Origin of the sequence: Halomonas sp. BC1 (assembly GCF_002078135.1) — a bacterium.
Classification (GTDB): domain Bacteria; phylum Pseudomonadota; class Gammaproteobacteria; order Pseudomonadales; family Halomonadaceae; genus Vreelandella; species Vreelandella stevensii.
The window spans coordinates 90,428-101,408 of sequence record NZ_LFGS01000007.1 but is presented as its reverse complement, the minus strand read 5'-3'; the positions used below and the strand labels follow the sequence as shown (position 1 = coordinate 101,408).

The 10,981-nt window shown below is 58.9% G+C and carries 10 protein-coding genes and 1 pseudogene; 7 read left to right on the top strand and 4 right to left on the bottom strand.

The window, feature by feature from the left end:
* A pseudogene (locus B7L72_RS07150) lies at window positions 1-910 on the bottom strand (IS1380-like element ISPsp9 family transposase); the annotation flags it as partial.
* A gap of 156 nt (window positions 911-1,066) precedes the next feature.
* Between B7L72_RS07150 and B7L72_RS07145 the strand changes: the two are divergent.
* From B7L72_RS07145 to B7L72_RS07135, 3 genes are all read left to right on the top strand, one after another.
* Window positions 1,067-2,029, top strand: coding sequence for a hypothetical protein (locus B7L72_RS07145; protein WP_139788463.1), 963 nt, complete (start codon window positions 1,067-1,069; stop codon window positions 2,027-2,029).
* Between the two features lie 70 nt (window positions 2,030-2,099).
* Window positions 2,100-3,563 (top strand): DNA (cytosine-5-)-methyltransferase, encoded by a 1,464-nt coding sequence (gene dcm / locus B7L72_RS07140; protein ID WP_249273158.1) that lies wholly within the window; start codon window positions 2,100-2,102, stop codon window positions 3,561-3,563.
* Between the two features lie 92 nt (window positions 3,564-3,655).
* Entirely contained in the window at window positions 3,656-4,117 is a 462-nt protein-coding gene (locus B7L72_RS07135) for a very short patch repair endonuclease (protein WP_081193460.1), read from the top strand.
* A gap of 411 nt (window positions 4,118-4,528) precedes the next feature.
* On the opposite strand, the gene B7L72_RS07130 is transcribed toward B7L72_RS07135, so the two are convergent.
* Window positions 4,529-4,870: an accessory factor UbiK family protein gene (locus tag B7L72_RS07130; RefSeq protein WP_081193458.1), complete on the bottom strand. Its 342-nt coding sequence runs from the start codon at window positions 4,868-4,870 to the stop codon at window positions 4,529-4,531.
* Between the two features lie 350 nt (window positions 4,871-5,220).
* Here B7L72_RS07130 and B7L72_RS07125 point away from each other — a divergent pair, with 350 nt between their 5' ends.
* The 3 genes from B7L72_RS07125 to glnK all read left to right on the top strand — a co-directional run bounded on the left by B7L72_RS07125 (window position 5,221) and on the right by glnK (window position 7,417).
* Window positions 5,221-5,559 (top strand): P-II family nitrogen regulator, encoded by a 339-nt coding sequence (locus B7L72_RS07125; protein ID WP_007112359.1) that lies wholly within the window; start codon window positions 5,221-5,223, stop codon window positions 5,557-5,559.
* Window positions 5,560-5,617: 58 nt separating this feature from the next.
* Entirely contained in the window at window positions 5,618-6,865 is a 1,248-nt protein-coding gene (locus B7L72_RS07120) for an ammonium transporter (RefSeq protein ID WP_016915418.1), read from the top strand.
* 213 nt (window positions 6,866-7,078) lie between these two features.
* Entirely contained in the window at window positions 7,079-7,417 is a 339-nt protein-coding gene (gene glnK / locus B7L72_RS07115; protein WP_009098335.1) for a P-II family nitrogen regulator, read from the top strand.
* 143 nt (window positions 7,418-7,560) lie between these two features.
* Here glnK and B7L72_RS07110 read toward each other — a convergent pair whose 3' ends face one another.
* On the bottom strand, window positions 7,561-8,337 hold the full coding sequence (locus tag B7L72_RS07110; RefSeq protein ID WP_016915417.1) for a ferredoxin--NADP reductase: 777 nt from the start codon (window positions 8,335-8,337) through the stop codon (window positions 7,561-7,563).
* 205 nt (window positions 8,338-8,542) lie between these two features.
* Here B7L72_RS07110 and B7L72_RS07105 point away from each other — a divergent pair, with 205 nt between their 5' ends.
* Window positions 8,543-9,469: a LysR family transcriptional regulator gene (locus B7L72_RS07105; RefSeq protein WP_016915416.1), complete on the top strand. Its 927-nt coding sequence runs from the start codon at window positions 8,543-8,545 to the stop codon at window positions 9,467-9,469.
* A gap of 16 nt (window positions 9,470-9,485) precedes the next feature.
* On the opposite strand, the gene B7L72_RS07100 is transcribed toward B7L72_RS07105, so the two are convergent.
* Window positions 9,486-10,981, bottom strand: a 1,496-nt coding sequence (locus B7L72_RS07100; RefSeq protein ID WP_081193456.1) for a methyl-accepting chemotaxis protein, incomplete at its 5' end; no start/stop codon positions are given.

Sequence of the window (10,981 nt, the reverse complement as noted above, 5' to 3'; positions counted from 1 at the left end):
TCCACTCGCGAGGCTGCTCGGGTGGCCGGCCGGGTGGCCGCTTCAGGAGCGGTGCTGCCAGCTTCTGTAGACCGGTGTGACTGCGCAACCGGCCCAGGTATTCGATCTCCCGATCCTCCAGGGCCTCCAGCGTCGCGTTATCGGTAAAACCGGCGTCGATGCGCACACGAACCTGTGCCCCGGTGCTCTCGTTGAGTCGTCGTACCAGATGCGGGATCCAGGTGTCGGCGTTCTCTGCCGGGCCAGCGTTACCCTCTCGCAGTAGCCCGCCGACCATATCGCCGGTTTCGGCTAGCGAGGCGACCAGCGGTGAGTAGATCCGCGCACCGTAAAGGCCATGATACGCCGAGCCGCCCTGATGTCCGTGGACCTCGATTGGCAGGCCGTCGATGTCCAGGGTCAGCTGCCTGGGGCGCTCGCCGTTCTTCAGCGACGTCAGCCGCCAGACCACCAGCCGCAGCAGGCCTTCGTGCACGGCATCGATGTTGTCGTTGCGGCCGAGGCAGGTCAGCAGCCGCGACAGCGTGGCTTGAGACGGCCGGTCCTGCGCCAATGGCGTCGTCCCGCGCGCGTCGCTACAGGCCAACTGCCAGAGCGGGTCACGGCGCAGCGTGTCGGTATCGCTGAGATCGATCCAGCCCATCGCGCGCTGCAGCACCAGGGTGCGTAGCTGACTGGCCAGGGAGTGGCGGATACGCAGCGGGTGACGCGGATCGACCAGGTTGTCTTCGAGCGCCTCAATCACGCCGCTGTTGTCGAGGGCTTCACGCAACAGCAGAGCGCCGCTGTCGCTGGTGGTGCGCTGGCCGCTCAGCTCGACACGGACAGAGCCGTTGCACGAGGGCGTCCAGGTGGATAGGCTTTCACCCATGGCGAGTGGTCCTCTTGAATCGTGTTCTGGCAGGAACATCCTGATTCTACAAGAGAAAACCACTCGCCATCTTCGTTTTCAGGTGAGTCTCGTGAATAAGCCGGGTTAAAGGAAATACTGATTCGGTCCGACAAGAGCCGGATGTTGGAAGGGTTCGTCATTGAAGCGGTCTTCAATGACTATCTGGACAGGTTGATGACCCAGCAGGTGCACGTGTTGCCCGTGTCTCTGGTCAGAACACTGACCATCAAGCGACGGCTCCGCACCCGCTACGTCAACGCGTGGTGGCTATGGGATCACTCGGGGGCTGGCGAGGCCGCCGCTGACCTGAGTCGCCACCTGCTCCCTGCGTCGGGCAAGGATGAGTTTCTATTCGATTGCTATTACGACGAGAGCGCCAGAGACTTCTTCATCAAGGAGTGGCAGGGCAGGACGCATATTCCGATTCAATCGTTCATGTTGAAAAGTCGTGGATATGACTCCCCCCGTTTCAGAATGCCAACCAGCGCGGTCATTGACGAACACCGCTCGCAACAAGCTTTTTGGTCAGGCATTTTTAGTCATTACAGTCGCGATATTTTTAAACATGTCGTCCTGCATCGACTGTTTAAAAATTGCGCGATACAGCCTTTTTTCGATGGCGTTTGGGATATCGACAGTGTGGCGCGACTGCCCAATGGGACGCTCATGCAGTTGGAGGTAAAACACAAGTTTCCCTACGTCGAGCGAGGTCGTGGCGGCCTCTTCTTTGGGATTAATAATGGCCAGTTACAGGTCATGCAGGACTTGGCGCGTAAAGGGATCAAGACGCTGCACATGATCATGGTCAAACCGATCTGGGACAAACAGCGCGGAACGGGCTACCTGCTTAACCGCATCGGTGAGCGTAAGCGCGTGTTGCTGTTGGCGAAACTGCTGGACACGCCCACCTTGCGCCAGATACGTGAGCGTCCATCATGGCAGACGGGGGCTGAGCAGTCGTTTACCGGCACGGACCGCCAGAAGGCTCGCTATGTGAATGCCGCCGAGTTCCAGCTGCTGGGAACCCTGGATGATGCGGTCGATGACGTCGCCAAAAACATTCGCCTTGCGGCGATGGGGGAGCTTGACCAGCCAGTGACGGAGCAGATGTTGTACGACAGCCGAATTCATCCGTAAACGCTTCGCGGAGCTCGTTTTTTGGGATACAATCGTGCGCCATTGTCACAGATTTGACCCAGAGGTTTGCATGTCTCACCTTATCGATGTCCAAACAGGTGCAAGTTCTGGCGTGGTTGCCAGCCTGCCGAGCGCCTCTCAGTCGCCTTACGAGGCGCTCAGCGAGCGAGCACTGCTGGATAAGCTTCTGGAGATTTATGATCAGGGCGCCATCGCCGAGGCGCTCGCCATGGCTGACAAGGGGAGCTGGTGTCGCGAGACCATCAACCGCTGGGCCAAGGGTAAGGCGGAGCCGAAAGTGACGCGTGCAGCTTATCAGCAAATGGTGTCCATGTTGCCTGCTCCCCGGCCCAGTGACCTTCAGCCATCCTTTCGGTTTATCGACCTGTTCGCCGGGATCGGTGGCATACGCAAGGGGTTCGAGGCGATTGGAGGCGAGTGCGTCTTTACCTCGGAGTGGAATAAATATGCCGTTCGTACCTACAAGGCCAATCACTTTTGTGACCCGCGCAAGCACCGGTTCAATGAGGACATTCGTGAAGTCACGCTGAGCGGCGACCTGAGCATCGACGAAGAGACAGCGTACAGGCACATCGATCGGCAGATTCCCAATCACGACGTACTGCTGGCGGGCTTTCCATGTCAGCCGTTTTCGTTGGCCGGTGTGTCGAAGAAAAACTCCCTTGGTCGAAAGCACGGTTTCGAGTGTGATGCGCAGGGAACGCTGTTCTTCGATGTGGCGCGTATTCTGGCCGCCAAGAAGCCCGCCGCTTTCCTGCTGGAGAACGTCAAGAACCTCAAGAGCCATGACAAAGGCAAAACGTTCAGGATCATCTGTGAGACCCTGGATGAGCTAGGCTATGACGTGGCGGATGTGAATTCGCCCAAAGGGCAGGACCCCAAGGTCATCGACGCGCGGCACTTTCTGCCGCAGCATCGCGAACGCATCGTTCTGGTGGGGTTCCGTCGAGATCTGGGTGTTCATGAAGGGTTTACCCTGAGGGATATCCATAAAATGTACCCAAAGGAGCGCCCAGCCTTTGGTGACCTGCTGGACCCGGAGGTCGACGACAAGTACATCCTGACGCCGAAGTTATGGGAGTACTTGTACAAGTACGCCCAGAAGCATCGTGCAAAAGGCAACGGTTTCGGTTTTGGCTTGACGCGGCCCAACGATGTCGCCCGTACGCTCTCTGCCCGTTATCACAAGGACGGTTCGGAGATTCTGGTGGATCGAGGCTTCGATGACGCCATGGACTTCTATAGTGACCATAATCAGAAGCATCGGCCCAGACGACTGACCCCCCAGGAGTGCGCCAGGTTGATGGGCTTTGACCAGCCGGGAGAAAGCCGTTTCGTCATCCCGGTGTCCGATACGCAGGCATACCGTCAGTTTGGCAACTCGGTAGTGGTGCCTGTGTTCGAAGCCGTGGCAAGGTTGATGGAGCCGCGGATACTGGCTGCCGCCGCCAAGTCGGTAGCCCTTCAAGCGGATGACGACCCGCAACAGTACGAGATGCCCCTTGCGCTGTGATTGCCTGGCCGAAACGATCGGTGCCGGGGGTTGGTTGAGCGGGCCATCGTCTTTTGCAGTGGTTCTATCCTTCAGATGAAAGGGCGAGTACCTTGGCTGATATTGTCGATCGCTTTACTCGATCACGCATGATGGCTTCCATTCAGGGTAAGAACACGGCTCCAGAGCGGTTTGTCCAGGCCGCTCTGGAGCAGCGTCATATCGGCTTTGACGTTCATTCGACTGAGCTTCCCGGCAAGCCCGACATCACCATCCCGCTTTATCAGGTCGCCATCTTCGTCAACGGGTGCTTCTGGCATTGGCATGAAGGATGTTTCTATGCCACCACCCCATCGAGCCGCAAGCAGTTTTGGCAAACCAAACTCGCTGAGAATGTGCGTAGAGATGCGCGTAAACGGGCTGAGCTGGAGGCCATAGGGTGGCGGGTCGTGGTGGTGTGGGAGTGTGGGGTGAAACACGCGCCTGAGCAGTTTGATGAGGTCATTGATACGATTGAGGGCGAAATTTTTTTACCGGAGTGGCCGGAAAAGCCGCCTAGGGTAAGACGCCAATGACCCTGGCTCGCCACGCGGTTCGTACAGTGCGTTGGTCAGCTCGCGGGCAAAGCGCTGGGCGGAGGGCGGAGGGCAGGCAGTGGGTCAACGGTCACCAAGGGGGCGTCGGAATTGCCTGCAGCGCCTTGTGATTGGCGAAGGTGGGCGATGCCCAGCCAAGTCATATACCTGCGTGTGGCGTGATATGGCGTGATATCAGATGGTGCACCGCAGGAGGGCTGGCGCATGAGGCAATGAGCTAATGGGCTAAATGACCTGAAAAATGCGCTGTGATGGTGCTAAAAAGCGCCGATAGATTTAACGCCGAGTCTGCACGATAGCATGCTCGCTCATGCTGTCAATGATATTGATTATTGTTCATTTTTTGGGGAGGGAGATGCTGGGGCCTGTGGAAAGGCACCCAGCGTTGTTTCAGCCTGGCTTGCCTGGGGTGGGTTTGTCTTGCTCGGCAGGCTCTGCGGTGGCTGGTGGTACTTCGGCTTCCATGGGCGTGGCCTGTGCGGCGCTGGCTGCTTCCACCGTGGCTTCCAGGCTGGCTACCTGACGCTCCAGCGCCTCGACGCGCGCGCGCGTGCGCTGCAGTACATCCATCAAGATATCAAAGTCTTCCCGTGATACCAGCTCCAGGCGGTCGAAGGCTCCCCGCACCACTTGCTGCACGCCTTTCTGAATGTCTTCCGGGGCCTGGGAAGCGTTCTGTAAACGGTCGCCTATCTGCTGGGCTAAACGGCTGATGCGATCCTGGGGCGTCATGGCTCTCTCCTTAAACGGTGGCGCATAAATGTGGATAGCTTACCTGTAAGGATACGCAACCCTTTGGCAATCCGCATGCCCCGCGTGCGTTTTCTCCTTCAATGCGCTCATGCATCAAAAAGAAGCATTGAGCTTTTGGTGATGTGCTTTTTTAGTGCAGTGACGGGTGAAAGGAGGTGGATAGTCGCTCTGCTGATGCCCGTGAAACGTGTTTTTTAATGTTTAAGGGCATGAATTTAAATAAGAAAAAAACCAGTGGCACGGTATGAGCATTAGTAGGGCAAGCACTAAATTCGGGCGGCCACGCCGCTCTCCACCGAGTGGGACTGAACCAGCAGGGGAGATCCGGGATGAAACTCATCACCGCTATCATCAAGCCTTTCAAGCTTGACGACGTTCGTGAAGCACTCGCCGACAACGGCGTGCAGGGGATTACGGTTACCGAGGTCAAGGGATTTGGTCGCCAGAAAGGCCACACCGAGCTGTATCGCGGTGCCGAGTACGTAGTGGACTTTCTGCCCAAGGTGAAAGTGGAAGTGGCCGTGGACGATGCGCGTCTGGAGAGCGTGCTGGATGCCATCTGCAGCGCTGCCAACAGCGGCAAGATCGGTGACGGCAAGGTATTCGTGACGCCGCTGGAAGATGTCATTCGTATTCGTACCGGAGAGCGCGGCGCCGACGCGGTATAGGCCAGCCTACACAACGACGACCCACCAATAACTTCTCTTGGATCACGGGGAACACCTGATGAACGAGCTTACAGAATTGAGCTACGCGCTCGATACGTTTTACTTCCTGATTTGCGGCGTACTGGTCATGTGGATGGCCGCCGGCTTCTCGATGCTCGAGGCCGGTATGGTGCGTTCCAAGAACACCGCTGAAATTCTGACCAAGAACATTGCGCTGTTTGCCATTGCCTGCACCATGTACCTGCTGGTGGGCTACTACATCATGTACTCCAGCGGCGAAGGCGGTTTCCTGCCCAGCCTTGGCTTCCTGATCGGTGCCGAGAACAGCGTCGATGCGGTGCTGGCCGGTGGTGAGGATGCCCCTTACTACTCCATGCGTTCGGACTTCTTCTTCCAGGTCGTATTCGTCGCAACGGCAATGTCGATCGTGTCGGGTGCCGTGGCCGAGCGTATGAAGCTGTGGGCCTTCCTGGCCTTCGCGGTGGTCATGACCGCCTTCATCTACCCGGTGTCTGGCTACTGGACCTGGGGCGGTGGCTGGCTGGATGGCGTTGGCTACTCTGACTATGCGGGCTCGGGTATCGTCCACATGGCCGGTGCAGCAGCAGCGTTGGCGGGTGTTCTGGTCCTGGGCCCCCGTAAGGGCAAGTACGGCAAGGACGGTTCTATCCACGCGATTCCGGGCGCCAACATGCCGCTGGCCACGCTGGGTACCTTCATCCTGTGGATGGGCTGGTTCGGCTTCAACGGTGGTTCCGAGCTGAAAATGTCGGATGCCGTGTCGGCCAACAACGTTGCTCAAGTGTTCGTGAATACCAATGCGGCGGCGGCGGGTGGCGTGATTGCAGCCCTGGTGCTGGCCAAACTGTGGTTCCGCAAGGCGGACCTGACCATGGCACTGAACGGTGCGCTGGCAGGCCTGGTCGCCATTACCGCCGACCCGCTGTCGCCTTCCGCGCTGGGTGCCGCCGTGATTGGTGCCATCGGTGGTCTGATCGTGGTTGCTGCCATCGTCACGCTGGACAAGCTGAAGCTGGATGACCCTGTGGGTGCTATCTCGGTTCACGGTGTCGTGGGTATCTGGGGTGTGCTGGCCGTGCCGCTGAACAATGGCGATGCGTCCTTCGGTGCACAGCTGATCGGTATCGTGGGCATCTTCGGCTGGGTATTCCTGGCGAGCCTGGTGGTGTGGCTGGTGCTGAAAGCGGTCATGGGTATCCGTGTCAGCGAAGAAGAAGAGTACGAAGGCGTCGATATCGCAGAGTGTGGCCTGGAAGCCTACCCCGAGTTTGGCGTCAAGAAATAAGCGCCGTGCCATAGCAAGCGGCACTGCTACTCAAGGCCTCCCCGATGGGAGGCCTTTTGCCGTATGTAGCGGCGCATATACGTGCCAGGCACAAGGGCTTTTTATTCTCGGGGCTGGCGGGTGTATGCTAAGTGCAACGGGCGTGAGGAGGGTCAACGTCGCGCCGCCTTGTATCCGGTCAAGACAACCGTTGCATAACCAGAGGATGTGGTCATGAAATTAATCTCAGCCATTATCAAGCCGTTCAAGCTTGATGACGTACGCGAGTCGCTTTCCGATATCGGCGTGCAGGGTATTACGGTGACGGAAGTGAAAGGCTTTGGTCGCCAGAAAGGCCACACAGAGCTGTATCGTGGGGCGGAATACGTGGTGGATTTCCTGCCCAAGGTTAAGCTGGAAGTAGCCGTGGACGATGATATGGCCGAACAGGTCATCGATGCGATCACCCAAGTGGCCAATACGGGCAAGATCGGCGATGGCAAGATCTTCGTGATGCCGTTGGAGCAGGTGATTCGTATCCGTACCGGCGAAACCGGCAAAGACGCGGTTTAATTTTGTGAATGGTGAAGTGTAAGGCGTAAGTCGCACAAAGCCCCTGTGGATAACGTCCACAGGGGCTTTGTGCATAAGATGAGGGGGTGTCAAAGGCTACGATCTATTCTTCACCCTTCACCCTTCACCCTTCACCGTTAGACTTACTTCTCTACGAAGGCGCGTTCGATGACGTAGTCGCCTGGTTCGCCCATGCGCGGGGAGATGTTCAGGCCTAGCTCATCCAGCAGCGCGCTGGTGTCGTCCAGCATGGCGGGGCTACCGCAGATCATGGCGCGGTCCTGGCGCGGGTCGATGGGCGGCAGGCCGGTGTCGGCAAACAGCTTGCCGCTGCGAATGTGGTCGGTCAGGCGGCCCATGGTGTGGAACTCTTCACGGGTGACCGTGGGGTAGTACACCAGCTTTTCGGCGACTTCTTCACCCAGGTACTCGTGGGCGGGCAATTCCTTGGTGATGAAGTCGGCGTAGGCCAGCTCGGAGACTTCACGCACGCCGTGAATGAGTACGACCTTCTCGAAACGCTCGTAGACTTCCGGGTCCTGGATCAGGCTCATGAACGGCGCTAGGCCCGTGCCGGTGGAGAGCATGTACAGGTTACGTCCGGGCAGCAGGTCGTCGCATACCAGCGTGCCGGTCGGCTTGCGGCTGACCATGATCTGGTCGCCCACCTTCAGGTGCTGCAAACGTGAGGTCAGCGGGCCATCGGGCACTTTGATACTGAAGAACTCGAGATGATCTTCGTAGTTCGGGCTGGCGATGGAGTAGGCGCGCATCAGAGGTTTGCCCGCCACTTCCAGGCCGATCATCACGAATTGGCCGTTCTTGAAGCGCAGGCTGCGCTCACGTGTCGTGCGGAAGCTGAACAGCGTGTCGTTCCAGTGGTGAACGCTTAGCACTTCTTCCAGGGCAAACTTGCTCATGCTGACTCCTTTGTGGCTGCGTGTGTGGCTGCGTGGCCTAAGCCTTGCTCGCCATATTCTAAAAAAGAATAAAAAATAGCTTTATAGGATGCGCTCATTCTAGATAAAGGGTGGTATATCTGTTAAGCAAATTATCTTGATAACGTATATCTTTAAAATCGATATAGCTTTCGTTGAGCAGCACTTTTTCTGGAGGAGCCTGGTCATGCATTACACGTTGCGTCAGCTGGAAGTCTTCGTCGCCGTTGCCCAGCACGAAAGCGTTTCCCAGGCGGCGAGGGCGCTGGCCATGTCCCAGTCGGCGACCAGTACGGCGCTGGCCGAGTTGGAACGCCAGTTCGACTGCCAGCTATTGGACCGCATGGGTAAACGTCTGAAACTCAACGCGTTGGGGTTCCAGCTGCTCCCCAAGGCGGTGGCGCTGCTGGACCGAGCCGAAGAGGTGGAGGAGCTGCTGCGCGGCCAGCAGGGGGTGGGCGCTCTGGACGTGGGTGCCACCCTGACCATCGGCAACTATCTGGCCACACTGTTGATCAGTGATTTCATGCAGCGTTACCCCGGTAGCCGCGTGCGGCTGGCGGTGCGCAATACGCGGCATATCATCGAGGGGGTGCGCCAGCATTCGCTGGACCTGGGGCTGATCGAAGGGCAGTGCGATGACGACATGATCATCAGCCAGCCCTGGGTAGAAGACGAGCTGTGCGTGTTCTGCTCGCCTCGGCACCCACTGGCCGGGCGTGCTCATCTGGAGCTGGATCAGCTGCTGCGGGAAGACTGGATCATGCGCGAGGAGGGCTCCGGCACCCGCATGACGCTGGAGCATGCGGCGCGCCATCGGCGCAGCCGCTTCAATACGCTGCTGGAACTGGAGCACACCGAAGGGATCAAGCGGGCGGTGGAGTCAGGTCTGGGGATCGGCTGCGTCTCTCGGCTGGCGCTACGAGACGCTTTCCGGCGGGGTAGCCTGGTGCCGCTACCCACGCCGGAGCTGGACCTGAAGCGTCAGTTCACCTTCATCTGGCATCGCCACAAGTATCTGACCACCGGCGTGCGCGAGTTTTTGCGCCTCTGCCGCGAAATGACCGCCGGTGCCCAGCGCAGCGACGACATCCCGCTGCCGCCCATTCCTTGAATGTTCGTCATGGGTGTCAGTAATCGCGCAGCGTGGGTGACCCCAAGGCAAGCGCGCTGGCTCCGGATAGCTTGAAGCTGCTGATGGTGCCGGTCAGGTGGTTTGCCTGCTCCTTGAGGTGCTCGGCGGCGGTGGTGGACTCTTCCACCATGGCAGCGTTTTCCTGGGTCATCCGGTCCAGCTCGGCCACGGCGATGTTGACCTGCTTGATGCCATCACTCTGTTCGCTGGTGGCGGCGTTGATCTCTTCGAGTACGTCGGTGACACGGGTAATGTGCTCGACGATATCGTGCATGGTGCTGCCAGCCTCGCGCACCAGCGAGGTGCCGTTATTGACCCGGGACTGGGAGTCTTCGATCAGCTTCTGAATGTCGCTGGCAGCGTCGCTGCTGCGGCCAGCCAGTTTACGCACTTCGTCGGCTACCACGGCAAAGCCGCGGCCATGCTCGCCCGCTCTGGCGGCTTCTACCGAGGCGTTGAGCGCCAGCAGGTTGGTCTGGAAGGCAATGCTGTTCATCAGCGTGACGATCTCGCCAATCTTGTTGGAGGCCTGGGAGATGTCTTCCATGGTCGTCACCACGTTCGAGACCACCTGACCGCCGTTTTTCGCTACTTCAGAAGCGGCATGAGAGAGCTGGTTGGCCTCCTGGGCCGACGCGGCGGTGTGGGCGACGGTGCTGGTGATCTGCTCCACCGACGCAGACGTCTGCTGCAGGCTGGAAGCCGCATTGTCGGTGCGGCGCGACAGGTCCTGCCCGCCCATGGCAATCTCGTTGGCGGCGTGGTGCACGGCTTCGCTGCTGGTACGTACTTCGATCAGCACTTCTTCCATTTTGCCCACGAAGCGGTTGAAAGCGCGGGCGATCTGAGTGACCTCGTCGTTACCCTCTTCCGGTAAGCGCTGCGTCAGGTCGCCTTCGCCGGAGGCAATGTTATCCATGGCGTTACGCACACCCAGCAGGCGACGCAGCAGCAGCGAGAGCAGCAGGCCGAACACCACGGCGGTGATGGCGGCGACGATCAGCAGGGTGATGATGGACGTGGCAGCAATGGCGCGCAGCCCGGCCGTGGCTTCTGCTTCGTCCAGCGCGACCACCAACTGCCAGCCGCTATTGCCGCCCACTTGGCTGCCCATGAGCAGCTTGCTGCTTTCCTGCAGGGCCATGGGCTGGGGCGTGTCGGACTGGATAATGCGCGTGAGCTCCTGAGGGTTCAAGTTCGCACTCAGGGCGGTCGAAGGCTCCAGGGTCAGGGCGGCGTCCGGGTGGGCAACCAAGGTGCCATCCTGAGTGGTCAAAAAAGCGAAGCTTGAAGGCGTGGGGGAAATATTACCCACGATATCGATGACGTCCGCTATGGTAATGTCTGCCCCAATGACGGCCATCAGCTCGCCATTACGGTAAAAGGGGCGGGCGAACGTGATGATCAATCCGCCGGTTTGCGCATCGACATAGGGCGCGGTAACGACCGTGTCCGCTGCGCTAACGGCTGCCTGATACCAAGGCCGTCCTC

Coding starts and splice junctions, on each gene's coding strand:
- dcm (WP_249273158.1), top strand. CDS start 2,100: ATGTCTCACCTTATCGATGTCCAAACAGGTGCAAGTTCTGGCGTGGTT.
- B7L72_RS07105 (WP_016915416.1), top strand. CDS start 8,543: ATGCATTACACGTTGCGTCAGCTGGAAGTCTTCGTCGCCGTTGCCCAG.
- B7L72_RS07125 (WP_007112359.1), top strand. CDS start 5,221: ATGAAACTCATCACCGCTATCATCAAGCCTTTCAAGCTTGACGACGTT.
- B7L72_RS07145 (WP_139788463.1), top strand. CDS start 1,067: ATGACCCAGCAGGTGCACGTGTTGCCCGTGTCTCTGGTCAGAACACTG.
- B7L72_RS07130 (WP_081193458.1), bottom strand. CDS start 4,870: ATGACGCCCCAGGATCGCATCAGCCGTTTAGCCCAGCAGATAGGCGAC.
- glnK (WP_009098335.1), top strand. CDS start 7,079: ATGAAATTAATCTCAGCCATTATCAAGCCGTTCAAGCTTGATGACGTA.
- B7L72_RS07120 (WP_016915418.1), top strand. CDS start 5,618: ATGAACGAGCTTACAGAATTGAGCTACGCGCTCGATACGTTTTACTTC.
- B7L72_RS07110 (WP_016915417.1), bottom strand. CDS start 8,337: ATGAGCAAGTTTGCCCTGGAAGAAGTGCTAAGCGTTCACCACTGGAAC.